This is a genomic window from Nostoc parmelioides FACHB-3921, assembly GCF_014696625.1.
Taxonomy (GTDB): domain Bacteria; phylum Cyanobacteriota; class Cyanobacteriia; order Cyanobacteriales; family Nostocaceae; genus Trichormus; species Trichormus parmelioides.
Window position 1 is genome coordinate 46,593 of sequence record NZ_JACJQL010000018.1, and the last position, 19,348, is coordinate 65,940.

Annotated in this window: 12 protein-coding genes; 5 read left to right on the top strand and 7 right to left on the bottom strand. The window is 40.1% G+C overall.

Going from position 1 to position 19,348, the window contains the following annotated elements; translation table 11 throughout:
• The first annotated feature begins 234 nt into the window (after positions 1–234).
• Positions 235–1,119: a pirin family protein gene (locus tag H6G14_RS14305; protein WP_190568040.1), complete on the top strand. Its 885-nt coding sequence runs from the start codon at positions 235–237 to the stop codon at positions 1,117–1,119.
• A 140-nt stretch (positions 1,120–1,259) separates the two neighbouring features.
• Positions 1,260–1,697, top strand: coding sequence for an arsenate-mycothiol transferase ArsC (locus H6G14_RS14310; RefSeq protein WP_190568041.1), 438 nt, complete (start codon positions 1,260–1,262; stop codon positions 1,695–1,697).
• A 38-nt stretch (positions 1,698–1,735) separates the two neighbouring features.
• Here H6G14_RS14310 and H6G14_RS14315 read toward each other — a convergent pair whose 3' ends face one another.
• The 5 genes from H6G14_RS14315 to H6G14_RS14335 form a co-directional block, all read right to left on the bottom strand.
• Entirely contained in the window at positions 1,736–5,278 is a 3,543-nt protein-coding gene (locus H6G14_RS14315; protein WP_190568084.1) for a hybrid sensor histidine kinase/response regulator, read from the bottom strand.
• Positions 5,279–5,465: 187 nt separating this feature from the next.
• On the bottom strand, positions 5,466–8,768 hold the full coding sequence (locus H6G14_RS14320) for a GAF domain-containing protein (RefSeq protein ID WP_190568042.1): 3,303 nt from the start codon (positions 8,766–8,768) through the stop codon (positions 5,466–5,468).
• Between the two features lie 152 nt (positions 8,769–8,920).
• Positions 8,921–9,394, bottom strand: coding sequence for a chemotaxis protein CheW (locus H6G14_RS14325; protein ID WP_190568043.1), 474 nt, complete (start codon positions 9,392–9,394; stop codon positions 8,921–8,923).
• 48 nt (positions 9,395–9,442) lie between these two features.
• Positions 9,443–9,805 carry a response regulator transcription factor gene (locus H6G14_RS14330; protein WP_011320475.1) on the bottom strand — a complete coding sequence of 121 codons (363 nt, stop codon included), beginning with the start codon at positions 9,803–9,805 and terminating at the stop codon, positions 9,443–9,445.
• Between the two features lie 279 nt (positions 9,806–10,084).
• Positions 10,085–11,266, bottom strand: a complete 1,182-nt coding sequence (locus tag H6G14_RS14335) for a response regulator (protein ID WP_190568044.1) — start codon at positions 11,264–11,266, stop codon at positions 10,085–10,087.
• 725 nt (positions 11,267–11,991) lie between these two features.
• Here H6G14_RS14335 and ileS point away from each other — a divergent pair.
• Positions 11,992–14,874, top strand: a complete 2,883-nt coding sequence (gene ileS / locus H6G14_RS14340) for an isoleucine--tRNA ligase (protein WP_190568045.1) — start codon at positions 11,992–11,994, stop codon at positions 14,872–14,874.
• 66 nt (positions 14,875–14,940) lie between these two features.
• Positions 14,941–15,546, top strand: coding sequence for a Uma2 family endonuclease (locus tag H6G14_RS14345; RefSeq protein ID WP_190568046.1), 606 nt, complete (start codon positions 14,941–14,943; stop codon positions 15,544–15,546).
• Positions 15,547–15,740: 194 nt separating this feature from the next.
• On the opposite strand, the gene H6G14_RS14350 is transcribed toward H6G14_RS14345, so the two are convergent.
• Positions 15,741–16,625, bottom strand: a complete 885-nt coding sequence (locus H6G14_RS14350) for a ParA family protein (protein ID WP_190568047.1) — start codon at positions 16,623–16,625, stop codon at positions 15,741–15,743.
• Positions 16,626–16,927: 302 nt separating this feature from the next.
• On the opposite strand from H6G14_RS14350, the gene H6G14_RS14355 reads away from it, so the two are divergent.
• Positions 16,928–17,098, top strand: coding sequence for a transposase family protein (locus tag H6G14_RS14355; protein WP_190568048.1), 171 nt, complete (start codon positions 16,928–16,930; stop codon positions 17,096–17,098).
• 150 nt (positions 17,099–17,248) lie between these two features.
• On the opposite strand, the gene H6G14_RS14360 is transcribed toward H6G14_RS14355, so the two are convergent.
• Positions 17,249–19,189: a caspase, EACC1-associated type gene (locus H6G14_RS14360; RefSeq protein WP_190568049.1), complete on the bottom strand. Its 1,941-nt coding sequence runs from the start codon at positions 19,187–19,189 to the stop codon at positions 17,249–17,251.
• Positions 19,190–19,348 lie beyond the last annotated feature (159 nt).

Here is a 19,348-nt window from a genome sequence, read left to right on the forward strand (position 1 = left end):
ATTCCATCTTCATCTATGCACAAATAGATAATTCACAAAGGTGATACCAATTTGAAAAAAAAATGTGACAGATGTACAACCCCAAACGCTTGTCCTCTCTTGATTCTTAATTTTGAATTTTGTACTCCTTCGGAGAACCCGAAGGGTATTTTGAATTTTGAATTGGTATGAGCTTTTTGTCAGGTGAATCTACTTATAATGATTGCAGCATCTACCAATTACCCCCCGCTACTTATGGCAATACTTCAACTGATTGAACCTGAAGTTAAAGATTTGGGTGGGTTTGTTGCCCGCCGTAGTTTGCCATATCCGCATCGTCAAATGGTCGGGCCGTTTATCTTTTTTGATCATCTTGGCCCATCTGTTTTACCACCCAACAAAGGCATTGATGTACGACCACATCCTCATATTAATCTTGCCACCTTAACTTACTTATTCGATGGTTCTATAATGCACCGCGATAGTTTAGGTATCGTGCAAGAGATTCAACCGGGTGCAGTGAACTGGATGACGGCGGGAAAGGGGATTGTACATTCAGAGCGATCGCCCGACTTTGACCGTCACAACGAAACTACCATTCATGGTATCCAAACCTGGATTGCTTTGCCTGTCGAATACGAAGAAACTGATCCTTGGTTTACTCATTATCCAGCTGAAAACCTTCCCACCTGGGACAAGAACGGTGTTACCATCAAGCTTATTGCTGGAGAAGCATATGACCATACCTCACCTGTGAAAGTTTTTTCACCCATCCTCTATTTAGATGGAGTGCTATCTGCCAATGGTCACTTCAATATTCCTACTGATTATTCAGAGAGAGCAGTATACAGTGTTACAGAAGGGATAAGCATTAATGATCAGCCCATAGAGCCATATCGCCTGGCTATCTTAGAGTCAGGTCACGAGGTCAAGGTTTCTGCTACTGACGCTGCTCGGTGTATTGTGATTGGTGGAGAGCCATTGGGTACACGCTACAAATGGTGGAATTTTGTCTCTAGCCGACCAGAGCGAATAGAGAAAGCTAAATCCGATTGGCGAGACTGTCGCTTTGCTACTGTGCCAGATGAAACAGAGTTGATTCCACTGCCTGAAGTGGTGACAGAGGCTAATCCTTTGTAATTAGGCGATCGCCCTCCCGTATTGGTACAAAATCACTTTATTGCAACCATCTGATTTATTGAAAAGTAGCCTAGATATCTTGCAAATAAACCCATTTACCAGTAAAAAGCCCGTAGGCTTAATCAAAATCATTTAGTCAAATGAATAAAATCTTGTTCTTGTGTACAGGTAACTACTACCGCAGTCGCTTTGCCGAACACCTATTTAATTGGTTGGCTACCAAACAGGGGTTAAATTGGCAGGCTGATTCCAGAGGATTAGCACTGGAACGGGGTGTAAACAATGTGGGGGCAATTTCCCAATATGCGGCTGAAGCTTTAGCAGCGCGTTTAGTGAATATATCTGATGATGAACGGTTTCCCCAGCCAGCCTGTGAGCCAGATTTTCAATCAGCTACCAAGGTTATTGCCCTAGATGAAGCAGAACACCGCCCACTAATGAATGAGCGCTTTCCTCAATGGGTTGATGTAATTGAATACTGGCTAGTTCACGACATCGATAAAACCTCTGCAACCGAAGCCCTTGGGCAAATTGAGCAACATCTACTGCAACTTATAGAACAATTAGCTCAAAGTTAGTCACTCTGCGATCGCTCCCAAAAAATTATCCGCCTTCTTCAAACTGTGATTAATCGATTTAAATTGTCTTTTGCTGAATTGATTAAACTTTCAATAGTATTAATCAACTCATGTTCTAAATAAGGTTTTGATAAATAAGCTTTTGCACCTAATTCTTGGGCGAGTTGACGATGCTTTTCCGCACTACGAGAAGTGAGAATGATTACAGGAATTTTGGTGTATTTGGGATTATGTTGAATATGGCTTAAGAATTCAAAGCCATTCATCCGGGGCATTTCTAAATCAGAAACAACAAGTTGAATTTCTGGGTGTCGTTGTAACTGTTCTAAAGCTTCAGCCCCGTTTTGTGCTTGGATTACTTGATAACCAGATTTTTGCAGAGTTAAGGATAAGGTTTGCCGCAAACTAATAGCATCATCCACTACTAAAATTACTTTTGATAATTTTTGATTTGTCTCTACAGTAGCGGATAATAAAGGTAGCGATGGAATAGTAGATGGGGATATTGATAAGGCTTGTTGATTGGCATATTCATCTGTTGGTAGCGCCAAGGTATCAAGGGTTGCCTGCATCTCCACGGACTCTAATAGCAAAGCACCATCAATAACTAGCATGAGGTTGCCATTAGCTAAACTACTGGAACCATACACGTATTTGGGGGGAGCGATCGCATTTCCCAATGGTCTAATTACTAGTTCTTGTTCACCGATAATTTGGTCAACTTGTAAAGCGAAAATGCCTTGGTTTCGTCTCAGCAATAATACAGGATGATTCATCTCTTCTGTGTTATGCTCAGGCAGTAAATTACTCGTATTCAAATTATTAAAACAGCTACCATTATAATACATCAACTCTGAGAGTTGATGCAGACTAAGCATAGTATCTTCATTACCGCTATCCCAATGTAAAACGCGTTTACCTTCAAATTCTTGAATTTGTTGCGCTGAGGGAATGACTATTTTTTCAATACTATCCAATAGTAGAGCATAAACAACACCGCCAGCTTGTACTAGCATTAATTGATCGGTAGTCATAGAAAAGGGTATTTTAAGGATAAATTTTGTACCTTGATTAGGCAAAGTCTGCACAGAAATTGAGCCGTTGAGTGCTTGCAGTTGAGAACGGACAATATCTAGTCCCATCCCGCGTCCAGAAAGTTCACTAACTTTTTCCGCAGTAGTAAATCCTGGTGCGAACATGAATTCTAACAGTTCAGAATCATTGATTTGAGATAAATTTTCTTTGGATTGATCGTTCTTGGAAATGAAATTCAGTTCAATAGCTTTTTTACGAATGCTGTCTAGCTTTAAGCCTTGTCCATCATCTCTAACTTCGATAATTGTTTGACTACCTTGATGATAAGCACAGATTTCAATCACACCTTGTTCTGGTTTACCGCGTTCTCGGCGAACCTCTGGAGATTCAATACCGTGATCGAAAGCATTACGGACTAAGTGTAACAAGGGATCATACAGCTTTTCAGCGATCGCCTTATCTATTAGTACATCTGTGCCATTAAATTTTAAATCCACCCGTTTGTGGTAAACAGTACTGAGGTTTTTTACCATGTGGGGGAAGCGGCTGAGGATATTTTCTAAAGGCAACATCCTCGCTTCAACTAAGTTATCTATCAAACTGAAAGCTAAACTTTGTTTTTTCTGACTAATTTGAGTAGCTTGTTTGAATAAAAAATCAATGGACTCTGTTGCTTCTTGTAATTGTGATGTCTCTTCGATTGCTTCGTGTAATGTCAGATGAAATTCTGTATAAGCATCCATTTCTAAGGGATCAAAATTAACCGAAGCAAAACTTTGTATATGTTGTGTTGCTAAACTTTGCCGTTGTAGTGGTAAATCACGAAGTTGATTTAAAGTTTCTTGATGCTTGTTAAGGCGTTGTAATAACTGATCGATAATTTCTTGCACTTGTTCATCATTTAAAGTGCGTCTTTTTTGGTGAATTAGCAGTTCACTAGCCAAATAATTAATGCGTTCTAATCCCTCAACTTCCACACGTACAGATGAGCTTTTATGATTCTTTTTACCTTGATAATTTTTAACTTTATCGATTATTTGTTCATTTACAACATCCAGGGCTGTTTCTGTAATTTCTGTACTCGATTTTTCAGCTACAGCTAAAGATGTCGTAGATTCAGAAATATCATTCACTTCTATTTGTGGCTCAACTTGAGTCTCTTCTTCACTAGCTTCTCCTCCCCAAATTGCTTCTAACAGTCCATCATTCATGTTGGATGAGGAAGTTGATATATTTTTAAAAATTAGAAGTTTTTGTAATTTAGGGTTGTCAACCCAGTTTTTTTCTTGGGCAGTAATAGGAGGATATTGCTTATATTCTTGAGCGACTAAACCGATTTTAGTTTGAATAGCTTGGATTAGGAGAATACTATCGGCAGTTTTTTTAATTGAATATTGAAATTTGACAATCGATAAAAGTATAATTAAAATAATACCTTGACGATAAAGGCAAATACTTTCACTATCTACTTCCTGCCGCACAAATTTCAAAAACTTACCTAGCCAATTTTCAATATATTCAATTGAACTAGAAAATTCATCATTGGTAATAAGTAAATCCCATTTTAAAGCTGATTCTGGTATTTCTCTTTCATGGTTAAACCAGCCAAAAATGTAATGAACTACTTTTAAGTATAATTGAGCAGTTACAGGCTGAAGACATTCGCTTTTGTTATTATTTAATGTAGTTAAAAACTGATAAAATTCTTCTTGGCGAATTAAAAATTCTGAATCAACTTCCCCAGATGCCTGATTTGTCACAACTGATGTTAATTGCCGTAAAGCCGCAGAAGGTGTACCACCATGAGTGCGATCACCTGCTAAAATATTGCGTTGTGCCTGCTCTAAATCGACATAGGCAATCTCAGTAATTTCGCGTACTTGACGAGGATTAACTTGTAGCGCTGTCAAAGCTGTTTGTGCAATTTCGCCAAAACCAGGTAAATTTAAAGACTCTGCCAAACCGAGAAATACTTCTAATTGGGAACTAAAAAAATCTCTTAATTCTGTATCATTTTCTATATTTTTAAGAGCTTCAGTAATACTTCCTAAACGTTGTTGCACACCTACTTCAAATATAGATTGAACAATATCGAATCCCAACTCTTCAGAGGTAGGGATATGAGAATTATCACTAAAATTATCGCCTAATTTTTCTTGAAGTTTAGCAAATATATCAGTAGCTCTTTGTAAAAGTTCTTCTTCGTTAATAATGCTGCCTGTTAATTCCGATGTTAATGCCAATTGCAAACATTCATAAGCCTGAAATAAGTAAGTGTGTAACTCAGCATCTATTACCACCTTGGGGCTATATAAAGCCTTAAACACATCTTCCAAAGAATGGGCTATCGTCTGAATTGTGTTTAGCCCAACGGTAGCAGCACCACCCTTAATTGTATGAGTAGCACGCATTAAATTATGAACTCTGGCTATACTATGATTTTCAGCTAGACTGAATAATTCTTGCTCGATAGTTTGAATTAAATCTGGCGCTTCTGCTAAAAAATAAATATAGCCTTGTTCACGAATTTCGGTATCAGTAATCATAATTTGGGTACTGGGAATTGGATATTGGGGATTGGGTACTGGGGATTGGGTGGGTAATTTTGTCAAGATAGTTTTGAGGGTTGGCAGGCAGGACTGTAGTACTTCTCAAGTTGGGACTAAAACCCTTACTAGAAAAATTGACAAGTTACTAGCTAGTTCCTAGCCCCCAATCCCCAGTCCCTAATTATTAATTCACTTTGAACTTACTGGCGGTTGTTAACAGATCTTGCGCCATACCTGATAAGTCTTGGAAGACGGTGGCAATATCTTGTGATTCTGCAAAAGTTTTATTGGCGATCGCTGCCACATCTTTCATCGAATTTGTGACTAATACAGATTGCCCCATTTGTTTTTGAGTTGCATCAGTAATTTGTTGAATTAATTGGCTAATTTCGGCAGTTGCAGAAACGATCGCATTTAAGTTGTGCCTTGTTTCACTAACAAAATTTGTCCCTTCTACTACCTGCTGAATCCCGGTTTCCATTGCTACCGCAACTTCTCCAGTTTCCTCCTGAATCTCTTGGACTAATTTTTCAATTTCAATTGTGGCGGCGGCTGACTGGCGAGATAAAGAACGGACTTCATCGGCTACCACTGCGAAACCTTTACCGTATTCCCCTGCACGGGTGGCTTCAATAGCGGCGTTCAAAGCCAAGACGTTTGTCTGGGTGGCAAAACTACTAATCAAGTTCACCACTTTGGAGATTTTTTGCGAAGATTCACTCAAGCGCTTAATTTTTTTGCTGGTTTGCGCTACAGTTTCTCGAATTGCTTGGATGGCTTGCACTGTCAGGTTCATGGCTGCATCGCCAGATTCGACAGTTTTGTTTGCTTGTTGTACTGCCACTTGTACTAACTCGGCGCTAGCTACCACGGCTTGGGTAGAGTCTAGCATCTGTTGAATTTCACCCAAGGCGGTAGTAATTTCTTGGGATTGTTGTTTAGCTAAGTTATTCAAGCTTGCAAGTGAAGCATTGCTATCGGTGGAGGTTTGGGCGACTTGCTGAGAAGATGTTTGCACTTGTAAGACAATTTGCCGCAAGGCTTGTAAGGTGTTATTGTAAGCGTCGGCAATGGTGCCTAGTTCGTCTTCTGTAATGGGTGCGCGGACTGTCAAATCACCATTTAAAGCTGGTCGCACAGCCATTAGTAGTTGAATAGAACGCTGTTGCAGTAACTCTTTGGCTGCTTTTTCCCTCTTTGCAGCTTCTGCTAGCTGTGCTGATTGTGTTTGTAGTTGTTGCAGATATTCAGTTTGTTGCAGCGCTAATCCCAACTGGTCGCCTACCCGTGCTAGGAGGCTAACTTGGGATTGTTCCCAATCACGGGGGCCAGAATTTTGGTAAGTTGCCAGCAATCCCCATAATTGTTCGTTAATGAACACAGGAACAATCACATAAGCCCTGACTTCAAATTGTTCTAAAATTTCCAAATGACAGGGAGAATGGCCTGCTTCGTACAGATCATTAACAACAAAGGTTTCACCTTTAGCATATCTACCACCTTGAGTTTCTTGGATGTAGGTATCTTCCCAAACAGTTTTAATATCAGTCCCTACGAGTTTGACCCAATTATTACCTACTGATTCCGCCACAAACTCACCACCCCAATCAGGATTGAAACGATAAACAGCGACGCGATCGCTCCTTAATAATTGCCGGACTTCTTGGGTAGTAATTTTGAAAATGTCATCGATATCTACAGCTTGACGAATGCGGTTAACTATCTTAGTAAAGGCTTTTTCTTGTTCCGCCATCTGAGCTATTTTCTCAGATTTTATTTGTACCTGTTCTAGATAGTCTAATTGCGATTTGGCAAGGCTAAATTGTAGGGCGATTTGATTTAAAAAATTGACTTCCCAAGATTGCCACTCGCGGGAACCAGAGTTTTGGTACGCTGCAAGCAAGCCCCATAATTTATCGCCAAAAAAGATAGGCACAATGATATAAGCTTTAGCATCGAACTGCTCTAATGTTTCGATATGACAGGGTGCAAAACCTACTGTGTAAATATCATTGACAATATGATTTTCTCCTCTGGCATAGCGTCCACCTTTAGTATCTTGTAGATAGGTATCATCTATAATAGTTTTGATATTTGGCCCTACAACTTTTGTCCATCCAGAAGCCACTGATTCAGCGATAAATTCACCACCCCAATAATGATTAAAGCGATAAACAGCGACGCGATCGCATCGTAATGATTGGCGTACATCTTGAGTTGTGGTTCTAAAAATAGTTTCTACATCTGTAGCTTGGCGAATACGGTTAACTATTCTGGAGAAGATTTTTTCTTGTTCAGCAATCTGCATCATTTGCTCAGAATGCAATCGCGTTTTTTCTAAATATTCTGCATGAGAAATAGCTATGCCAAATTGCAACCCAACTTGAGCCAAAAAACTAGATTCCCACTCTACCCACTCACGAGTACCAGAGTTTTGATAAGCTGCTAGTAAACCCCATAATTTTTCCGCAGCAAACACAGGAACGATAATGTAGGCTTTGATTTCAAACTGTTCTAAAATTTCTAGATGGCAAGAAAAATGACCGGCTTCATAAATATCGTTAACAACAAAACTTTCTTGATGGCGATAACGTCCTCCTTGGGTTTCTTGTAAGTGGGTATCTTCCCAAACAGTCTTAATATCAGGGCCTACTAGTTTTACCCAACCACTACCTACAGATTCCGCGACAAATTCCCCACTCCAATCAGGATTGAAACGATAAACAGCGACGCGATCGCACTTTAATAATTGACGGATCTCTTGCGTGGTGCTTTGGAAAATCTTATCTGTATTTGATAGGCGTAAGATTTTTTCCATCACTTTAGATACAGCTTGTTTAGCCTGATTTTGCAGTTGTAATTGAGTTTTAAATTCAAAACTCTGCAATCTATAGGTTAACTCTGTACTAACTTGGGTTAATAGAGTAATTTCCGTTTCTTGCCAGTTTCTAGCGCTAACGCAGCCAGTCACTACCAGCAATCCCCACACTTTACCGTCTGCGACTATTGGCAAACTTAAACTAGCTTTAATTTGGAATTTATCTAATAATTGTTTTTGATAGGGAGTAAGTTGGATTTGAGTAACATTATTAATAGCTATTGGCTCTATATAGTCTTGGTTCGTATCCAAACCAAAGGTAATGCCTGGAAGAAATTCCCCCATAGTTGGTGTCCAACCAAGAGTTCTTGACTCGGCTAAAACTGTGCCAGACTCATGTGAAGTAAACTGATAAATTAAAGCGCGATCGCAAGCAATTTTTTCTCTAACTTTCGCCACGGTAATTTTTAAAACTGCATCCCACTCTGATGCTTGGCGCATCTGCATGATGATATCTTGCAACTGCTGTCGCCACATTTTTACTTGTTGGGCGCTTTCATTGACTCCGATTTCTTCTTTCTGGACGTTATTAGCTAAATTGGGATTTTCTAGTTGAGAAGCTGGAGCAACTTTCTCATTTTCCTTGCTGTTATATTTTGCGATCGTCATCTCAATAAACCTCAATTTTTTTTAGTTTAATTATTTGATATTTGCTAATTAGTGTTACACTTGAATTGATGGATATGTAATTGTTAGCAAATTTAAGTTATTGTGAAGATTATAGGCTTTGAAAGCCATAATCAATACTGCTTGATTGATGACTAGTTATGAGTAACCCACATAGGAGAATGAATAATAGCACTAGCATCTAAATTGAACATCATTTTCTCATCATTATTAATGAAATATCCTTGCAAAAAATCAGTAATAGATGATGAAAATAATTCAGCAGCAGGTGCTTTCATTTGATTATTGTCTAGAAACTCAATATCCATCATTTGCCGGACTAGAATTCCTAAATGCTTACCATCATCCTCCAACACAATTGCCATCATTCTTGCCATAAAATTGCTTGTACGTGATAGCGGTGGGTAGCCTAGCATTTCTTCTAAATCTACTAACCACAACATTTCACCGCGCCAGTTGTACACACCGAGAACACAAGCCGGCATTTGGGGTACGCCGCATATATCCATCAAAGACACTTGTAAAACTTCTGTAATATGCTGCAAGGAAATTACTGCTGTATCTTTGATTCCCAAATTAAAGCTTAAAAATTTCTGCTGACTTTCCAAATTTTCACCCTTTAATTTATTTAGTATTTGGTTGATTTCTAGAAAATTTTATCTAGAAAGTCTCTTGAGAGTTAAAGTTAACTCTTCCTGATTGATGGGCTTAGAAAGATAAGCTTCTGCCCCTAACATATTTCCCCAAGTTTTATCTACATCACTATTTTTGGTAGAACAGAAAACCACAGGGATATTGCTAGTCTTTGGATTATTTTTCAGTTCTCGACAAATTTCAAAACCACTTTTACCTGGTAAAATCACATCCAGAAATATTAAATCTGGCTGAGTTACATCTAATTTTTCTTGGGCTTCCTCACTACTTGTGGCACTAATTACAGAATAGCCAGCTTGTTGTAAGTAACGAATAAGAATTTCGCGGTCGGTGAGACCATCCTCGATAACTAACACTGTATTCATGATAATTTTCTGTAAAATTGTAGGTTTTTAGCTAAAATATCAAAGGCAAATTGTGTATTTAATCCTGACAACCACAGGCTAGTTGTTTGTTATAATTTTGATCTCTTAATGTTAAATTCGGCTCAGGAAAAATACGTATACTTCATATTTTCTTGACCGAAATACACTTATTTATTGCAAATAATTATGTACCAAAGTTAACAATAATTTATCCTGAAAAATAAATTACTCTAGACCATCAAAAGATTCCATGTATTCATCAATTAGGGACACTGATTATTAACAAAATTCTAAACGAGATCCTGTTTTGGCTGTGGATGTAGGTTGCATAGGTAAGTATTTACGGATTATACTCATCACCCTATCTGCTGCTACAGGCTTTGTGAGAAAGTCAGTAGAACCCACAACCTTAGCACGTACTCGATCTAACAGACCATCATTGCCTGTTAAGATAATTACGGGTGTGTTAGCAAAAGTAGGAATTCGCCGCAATTGCGTACATATTTCATAACCACTAGCCACTGGCATGATTAAATCTAAAAAGATCAAGTCTGGTTTTTCTTGAATCAGCAGTGGTAATGCCTGTACAGCATCTTGAATTTTGATGAATTTCATTTCATTGGCGGTGATAATATCTTCCAGAAGTTTACAAACCTGTGGACTATCATCTACACAGGCTATCACCGGAACCTTGGATTTTGTAGGTTGTGCAGAGGTCGCCTTATTGAGAGTTTCTACTACAGCTAAAGGTAAATCGGGCAACTCCACCAATTCGATGATTCCTTTAAGGACATAGGGTAGCAAAGAACGGGAGACTGGCAAAACATTCTGCCTCATTTTGGCAGCTAAATCTCGCAATGTGGATTTGCCATTAATTAAAGTGACAAAGTTTTTATAAACAGATGGACTTACCTGTTGTTGGAGTTGTTCTGGTCTACAAATTACTGGTGCTAAGTCAGGACAAATATTTACCAAGCCCGCTTCTGACCAATTTTTCCACGATTCTAGCATCTGTTTCATTGACACATCTGCACTCGTGAAACTCATTGGTGTCTCTAGGATAACTTTTTGGTTACGTTCGCAACTAATAGTGACAAAATTACTCTGTTGGGCTAATTCAAACAGAAGTTCGTTGATGGTATTATCAACAATACTATGAATTTGCTCCCGTTGAATCTTCTGCTTTTTATACAAAATTTCTAACAGGCGGTAATCCCAGTAACTCATCGATATATCTTGCGGACGTAGTTGCATTTTATCAACATCAATCTGTGGGCAATGTTGAGCCATGAGTCTACGCCAGCGACGAAAAGGATGAGTTCCTCCTGTTGCCCAAACTATCCTACCCAATCGATAATAGAAAGTCCATTGATGTCCCTTAGGACTATTAATAACTAACTGTCCATTATATTGGAGTTGGGTACAAGTTTTAAATTCATTAAGTACGTTATTTGATACCATCAGACCGGGGGAAATTGTATTCGATATCTGTGATTTTAAAATCAGCTTTCTCAAAACCCCAACCAGTAAGCTGCTGTTGTTTGACAAATGAATTTTGTCAAACAACAGTTGATTGAATTATAGTTTAATTCATTGAAAGGTGATAAAACATGAAAGATAAAAGTGACAGAAGATATTATCATTGATGATTTTTTATCATTATCTTCTGCATCTAGTCCACGACTTTAATCTTGTTTTTTATTCTAGATAATATCGCTATATTTGAATACTCCCATAGATAAATCAATCTTCATTGACTTATCATTTTAAATACTTTTAATTTATTTTATATCCGTAAAATTCCTGATTTTCTCATCAGGAAAAAGTGTTATGTTTCCGCAATTGTGATGATGAAGAAGCAATTGTTTCAATAAATTACGATAGTCTTTGATTACAAATATGGATATTAAATAAATATTCTGTTCGTATCCAAATTATAAGTTTACTGATGGATTCGCCGCGCTTTGTCAATGTTGGCTGCATTCAAAATACAAAGTTGTTTATTTTTCTCTAAGTTTGTGATGGTACTTTGTCGGTAAAATATAATTTTAAGGTATTTATTGTGTCTAAACAGTAGTGATATTACTTAAGTAGCAAGGACGGTGTGAGCAAAAGAGGTAATTTTGGGTTTCCTACCATCTTCTATAATTGATAGAACCTGCATACATAATCTTAGGCATGAAGCTGTGACGGAAACTGGAAGCTACAAAGATACTGTAAATTTACCCAAGACCAATTTTGATATGCGGGCGAACGCCATTAAGCGGGAACCCGAAATCCAAAAGTTTTGGGAAGAAAATCAAATTTTTGAGAGCCTGTCGCAAAATAACCCAGGTGAATTATTTATACTGCACGATGGGCCTCCCTACGCTAACGGCTCACTTCATATTGGTCATGCCTTAAATAAAATTCTCAAAGATATTATTAATCGTTACCAACTGCTGCAAGGTCGGAAGGTTCGCTATGTGCCTGGTTGGGACTGTCACGGCTTACCAATTGAATTAAAAGTTTTGCAAAATCTCAAGTCAGCAGAACGGCAAAATTTAACACCACTACAACTGCGGCAAAAGGCTAAAGAGTTCGCTTTGGCTACTGTTGATGACCAACGCCAAAATTTTAAACGTTATGGTGTTTGGGGTGACTGGGATAATCCATATTTGACGCTGAAGCCTGAATATGAGGCGGCGCAGATTGGTGTGTTTGGGCAGATGGTCTTAAAAGGATACATATATCGTGGGTTGAAGCCTGTTCACTGGAGTCCTAGTTCTAAGACAGCGTTGGCTGAGGCGGAGTTGGAATATCCAGAAGGGCATACTTCCCGGAGTATCTATGCGGCTTTTCCTGTGACTAGTTTAGCTGAGGCGGCAAAACCTTTGTTGGGTGAGTATTTGCCTGATTTGGGTGTGGCTATCTGGACTACTACGCCTTGGACTATTCCGGGAAATTTGGCGGTGGCTGTTAATGGCGATTTGAATTATGCTGTGGTGGAAATCTCACACAAAGGCGCAGAGGCGCAAAGTAATTTCAAGTATTTGATTGTGGCGGCTGATTTAGTGGAACGTTTGGCGGCGACTATCTCGGCGCAGTTGACTGTGAAAGCTACTTTTAAAGGTAAGGAGTTGGAACATACTACTTACCGTCATCCTTTATTTGACCGGGAAAGTCCGGTGGTTGTGGGTGGTGATTATATCACTACTGATTCGGGTACTGGGTTGGTACATACTGCCCCTGGTCATGGTCAAGAAGACTATGTTGTGGGTCTGCGTTATGGTTTGCCTATTCTTGCACCTGTGGACGACAATGGCGATTTTACCCAGGAGGCGGGACAGTTTGCTGGGTTGAATGTGTTGGGTGATGGCAATCAGGCGGTCATTGATGCGTTGACGGCTGCGGGTTCCTTGTTGAAGGAAGAAGCTTATGCACATAAGTATCCTTATGATTGGCGGACTAAGAAGCCGACAATTTTCCGGGCGACTGAACAGTGGTTTGCTTCGGTGGAAGGTTTCCGGGATGAGGCACTAAAGGCGATCGCTACTGTAAAATGGATACCAGCCCAAGGTGAAAATCGCATCACGCCGATGGTGGCGGAACGTTCTGATTGGTGTATCTCTCGCCAGCGTTCCTGGGGTGTACCAATTCCGGTATTCTACGATGAGGAAACCAATGAACCTCTACTAAATGAGGAAACCATCAACTATGTACAAGCCATCATTGCCGAAAAAGGTTCCGATGCTTGGTGGGAGTTGTCGGTAGAGGAATTATTACCAGAGTCCTATAGAAATAATGGTCGGTCTTACCGCAGAGGTACAGACACGATGGATGTATGGTTTGATTCTGGTTCTTCTTGGGCTTCCGTAGTCAAGCAGCGTCCAGAGTTACGCTACCCGGCGGATATGTATTTGGAAGGTTCCGACCAACATCGCGGTTGGTTCCAGTCGAGTTTGTTGACTAGTGTGGCTGTGAATGGCATTGCACCTTACAAAACTGTATTAACTCATGGCTTTGTTTTGGATGAACAAGGGCGGAAAATGAGTAAATCAGAAGGAAATGTAGTTGACCCAAAAATTCTCATTTCTGGGGGTAAAGACCAGAAGAAAGAACCACCTTATGGTGCAGATGTTATGCGGTTGTGGGCATCTTCTGTAGATTACACCGGGGATGTGCGTTTGGGTGGCAATATCATCAAACAACTCAACGATGTCAGAGGTAAGATTCGCAATACGGCGCGGTTCTTGCTAGGTAGTTTGCATGACTTTGACCCAGAAAAAGACGCTGTACAGTTTGAGGAAATGCCGCAGTTAGATAAGTATATGCTGCACCGCATCCGTGAGGTGTTTGAGGAAGTGACGGAAGCTTTTGAAAGTTTCCAATTCTTCCGCTTCTTCCAAACGGTGCAGAATTTCTGCGTGGTGGATTTATCTAACTTCTACTTAGATGTTGCCAAGGATAGATTATATATCAGCGCAGCCGATTCTTTCCGCCGCCGCAGTTGTCAGACAGTGATACACATTGCTCTACAAAATTTAGCACGAGCGATCGCCCCAGTGCTATGTCACACAGCTGAAGATATCTGGCAATATCTCCCGTACAAAACACCGTATAAATCAGTGTTTGAAGCTGGTTGGGTACAAGTAGAGGAGAAATGGCATAATCCAGAGTTGGCAGGGTTTTGGCAACAATTACGCCAGTTACGCACCGATGTTAACAAGGTGTTAGAACAAGCTAGGGTAGAAAAAATGATTGGTTCTTCCCTAGAAGCGAAAGCTTTGATTTACGTCAAAGATACCAACTCTCGCAACGCCATTGCAACTTTAAATCCTGAAGTTGGTAACGGCGTAGATGAACTGCGTTATTTATTCTTGACATCCCAAGTAGAGTTGTTAGATGCTGCTGACAAACTGCAAGATGGGAAATATACCTCCCAGTCTGATAGTTGGGGAATTGGGATAGTCAATGCAGATGGGGAAAAATGCGATCGCTGTTGGAACTACTCCACCCATGTGGGAGAATCAGCAGAGCATCCCCTACTCTGTGAACGCTGCGTTCCTGCCTTAGCTGGCGAGTTTTAGAACAGGTTTAACATGAATGTAGAGACGTTTTATTCAACGTCTCTACGCCAAAATTCAGAAGGGATTATGAACACGCAATCACCTGTAGCCACAGACATCTTAGGAATGGTGCTGAAAATGCAACCAAACATAATCGTTAGTGACGAGCAATTGTTTGATTTCTGTCAAGTAAACCGTGATTTTCGCATTGAACGTAATCACCTTGGAGAATTATTGATTATGCCACCCACAGGCGCAGAAACAGATGAGCGCAATTTTAATTTAACTGGTCAATTATGGATATGGACAAAGCAAAATGGTACAGGTGTAGGTTTTGGTTCTAGCGGTGGTTTTACCTTACCTAACGGTGCAGTACGTTCTCCTGATGCAGCCTGGATTAAAAAAGCCAGATGGGAAGCGATACCTGTAGAACAAAGAAAGAGGTTTGCGCCTATTTGTCCTGAATTTGTAGTGGAATTGCGTTCAGAGACTGATAGTTTGAAAACATTACAAGAAAAGATGGAAGAATATATAGATAATGGTACAGAATTAGGTTGGTTAATAGATAGGAAACAACGTAAAGTATTTATTTATCGTCCCGATCAAGCTGTAAAAGAATTAGATAATCCTTCGACATTAAGCGGCGAAGATATATTACCAGGATTTGTTTTAGATTTAAGTCAAATTTGGTAAGTGATTAATAATATAATACCAATCTGAAAAAACAGTACGACAAATAAAGCATTTGTAGAGACGCGATTCATCGCGTCTTCTTCACCCAATGATTTGTTGCTAGGGTCGGTAATAGATAATTTTTTACCATTACCTATTACCTATCACCTATTACCAACTCCCAAGATATGATCAGTGTTTAAGCAGACATAATATTACAACTTCTGCAACAACTCCTGAGTTAACTGCAAAAATGCCTTAGACCCGGCTGACTGGGGTGCGTTCAACACAGCCGGCATAAAACTATCCACCGCTTTCGCAACATTAATATCGACTGGAATTTGTGCCTTACAAATTTGTTCTACACCAAAATCTTCGACAACTCGGTGCATAACTTGTTTGTAATATCTACCAGTCAGTAGATTAGTGTTGCACATACTAAAGACAATTCCCAGCATTTTAATATTTATCTTCGCTTCTTGTTCATGACTTTCTTTTAACTGGCCAATGCGTCTTTCTAAAAGTTGAATCCCCACCACAGATAAGGGTTCTGGCTTGGCGGGTAACAGATAAAAATCACTGGCAGCTAGGGCGCTACGGGTCATTAAATTATAACCGGGGGCGCAATCTAAAAGAATAAAATCATATTCGTCGCGCACTGGTTTTAAGATGTTATTAATCAAGACTCTTTCGAAGCGATTCCAAACATTTTCAAAGTCTTGTTCACCTAAAGCAACTGTTTGTCTGTGCAGCATTTCTGACACGACAAACTCATCATATAAGTCGATATCTCCTGGCAATAAATTTAGACCGGGGAGATTACAAACATTAGTTTGAACAATATCGTTGATTGTCAGCTTGCCGTTGGGATCTGGATTAATCACATCATCGATGAGATATCTGAAAGTTAGTCTTTGTTTGCGGCGCTTGGCAAAATCTAAAGGTGACATCAAGCTGAGTGTGGCGCTGATTTGCGTATCTAAATCCAGCACCAGCACCCGTTTACCATAATTTTTCGCCAAACAGGTGGCTAAGTTAACGGTGAGGGTGGTTTTCCCGACACCGCCTTTCATGTTTGCTGTAGCAATTACATATCCCATTTGTTATTTCCTCTGATGGCGCGTTCCCATTTGGTAGCGTACACCCGTTCTGAATAATTGAATCTTCCGTTAAATTTTATATTTATAGCAGTTGACGGTTGACAGTTAACAGTTAACAGAGTTGAAGCAAAAAATTGTAGGTTGGGTGGAGGCTTTGCGTAACCCAACACGGTAGAGGAACGAAACCCAACATTCAATACGGTTCGGTTAAGATCCCCCCGCCTGCGGCGATCCCCTTAAAAAAGCAGGACTGTCTCATTCCCTAAAACAGGTAAAATTGCAAGGGTAGAAGGGGGAAAATAATGGGTGCGTCTCTGATTGAACAATTAAAGCAAGTGGAAGATTTTAGAACGACTGATGGACGAAGACATCCGATGTGGCTGATATTGCTGTTTGTCATAATGGGAACGATGAATGGGGATGTGGGATATCGTGGTTGGGGAGATTTTGTTAAACGGCATAGACGGGTATAAATGCGTGAAATTTGGCATTCAAAAACATGGGGTTCTCTCATCTTCAACAATTCGACGTGTAGTTATGGGATTGAATTTTGATAAACTGGCAGAAAAATTTAATGAATGGGCATTGATGCTTAATTTTGAATTTTGAATTTTGAATTGGTATTACTGACTGCGCCTTTGGAGTTCTTTAATTCTGTCCTGTGCTTTTTGAGCATTTAATATCTCTCCCCTCTTCTGAAACAGAGGGACTGCTTCCTGATAATTTTTAATAGCTTCCGGTATATTGCCTAGTTCAGAGTTGATATCTCCCAAGCTGAAGTGGGCAGAGGCTCTACCAAAATAGTTAGCCGCAGGATTGGTATATCCCCAGTTTTTGTTGATAGCAATTCCCTGCATTAAATCCCTGACGGCTCCTTTGTGATCAGCATCTGAGAAATAGCGAGCAAGTCCCCGGTAGTAGTAGGCAATAGCTAGGTCAGACTTAAGACTAATTGCCTGCTGGAAATTTTCAAAAGCAGGTCGAAACTCGCCCAACAAATAGTGAACTAAACCTCTATTTAAGTAAGTAGAGGCAATACCATAGTAGTTAGTATCAGGATTGTCTGCCCCCCAGTCTTGGTTAATTTGAATTGCTTGAGTATAATCGGCGATCGCTCCCTGCTTATCCCCTTGGTTTTGTTTGTTGAACGCCTGATTATATAATTCCAATGAACTAACGCTTGAGGAAGATGAACTCGGACTGCCAATTGACGCAGGTGATTCAATTGGTTGATCGCGAGATAATGTTACCCCCAAATAAGTTACGAAAGCTAAAGAAATAGCAATGCTTGCCCCAATCAGCAGTTTACGGTTGCTCAAAAACGTAGCAGAAATAGGCTGAATTCTTGGAGTCCTGATTCTAGGTGGCGTAGTAATTTCAGCTTGGCTGGGAGCTAAAACTGTGTTTGACGGGTTGATAAGTGTCACATCTTCACTGCGGAAGGAAGTTTCAGCCTGAATCAGTTCCTTTGGTTCACTTAAAGGTTGAATTGCTTTTTTCTGAGAAGTAATTTGAGCTTCAATTAGGGCAATATCTTCATCTCTGAGTTGTAAAACTCGTTGTAAATGTTTTAACTCGTTTTGAGTCTGACTGCTGAGAGAAGACTCACGCCCAATCGCCTCAACTAAAACTTGCTCATAGCGCTGCAATCTTTTCTGGTACTCTCGGTAAGGCTTCAGCACCTCATCTTCAATTGCCGCAGCAACTTCAGGTAGCAGTCCCAGCCCATCGCGTAGGGCATCTAAGGTATTACGCCCTACGACAGAAATCATGCCACGAATGGCAAAATGCTCAACTTCTTTGCGATACCTTAGCTTTGGATCTTCGATGGGTGCTTGAAAAAGACGGATTTTGTAGCCTTCTTTAACGGCATAAATTTCTGGTTTCATTGCTGGCGCAGCTTCTTGAACTTTCCCTTTGGCATACTCATGCAACTCATCAATTGAAACTACGCCATCACTATCAATATCTGCCGCTCCAGTCACAATTCCCTCAACTAGATAACGAGTATAAATCGAAAGGTCGGATCCCTCCTGCTCGAAGGAATACTGGGTGGAAGTCGAAGACGTAAGGACAGCCCTTCCTTCTCCTCCCAGTTGGCTTTTAACATCTACAGAACCGTCATCCTTAGCTAACCAACCTTCAGCAAATGCTCCACTAAAGCAACAATCTAGAATGACAACTTGTCGCTTAGAGCGGCTATTGCTCATGATGTCTTGTACAAAACTGGCTGGAACTGCTGTTGCTCGAATCAGTTCTCCCTGTGGGGTTTTGCGAGTAATACGAGTAGCTAGATGCAGCTTACCATTGTCGTCTTTAACACCATGACCAGAGAAAAACAGCAGTACTAAATCGTCTTTCTTGCGACCCGAAAACAAGGTTTCAATCGCTTCCTGCATCTCCTGTGGTGTAGGATTTAATAACATTTTTACTTCATTAAACCCACCCACATCGGGCTGCTGTAATACTCGCTGCATTGCCTCTACGTCTCTGGCAGATCCAGGCAGGGGGGTCAAACCAGGTTCATAATCGCTGACCCCGATCACCAGTGCCATCTTAGCCATTCTTGACCTCCTATATCGAAATAACCAAAAGCTGTGAAGGAGTTGCTTTTACTATCGAATGTATTTGCAGCCATTTAAAATCGGATGTGTCAAAATAATTTCCAATGTGGGGAAACAATACTTGCCAGAACAGCTTTTATTAGCATAGAGTCTTTAACT

Bases quoted from the DNA above. Each gene is read 5' to 3' on its own strand.
- H6G14_RS14305 (WP_190568040.1), top strand. From the start codon at position 235: ATGGCAATACTTCAACTGATTGAACCTGAAGTTAAAGATTTGGGTGGG.
- H6G14_RS14310 (WP_190568041.1), top strand. From the start codon at position 1,260: ATGAATAAAATCTTGTTCTTGTGTACAGGTAACTACTACCGCAGTCGC.
- H6G14_RS14315 (WP_190568084.1), bottom strand. From the start codon at position 5,278: ATGATTACTGATACCGAAATTCGTGAACAAGGCTATATTTATTTTTTA.
- H6G14_RS14320 (WP_190568042.1), bottom strand. From the start codon at position 8,768: ATGACGATCGCAAAATATAACAGCAAGGAAAATGAGAAAGTTGCTCCA.
- H6G14_RS14330 (WP_011320475.1), bottom strand. From the start codon at position 9,805: ATGAATACAGTGTTAGTTATCGAGGATGGTCTCACCGACCGCGAAATT.
- H6G14_RS14335 (WP_190568044.1), bottom strand. From the start codon at position 11,266: ATGGTATCAAATAACGTACTTAATGAATTTAAAACTTGTACCCAACTC.
- H6G14_RS14345 (WP_190568046.1), top strand. From the start codon at position 14,941: ATGAACACGCAATCACCTGTAGCCACAGACATCTTAGGAATGGTGCTG.
- H6G14_RS14350 (WP_190568047.1), bottom strand. From the start codon at position 16,625: ATGGGATATGTAATTGCTACAGCAAACATGAAAGGCGGTGTCGGGAAA.
- H6G14_RS14355 (WP_190568048.1), top strand. From the start codon at position 16,928: ATGGGTGCGTCTCTGATTGAACAATTAAAGCAAGTGGAAGATTTTAGA.
- H6G14_RS14360 (WP_190568049.1), bottom strand. From the start codon at position 19,189: ATGGCTAAGATGGCACTGGTGATCGGGGTCAGCGATTATGAACCTGGT.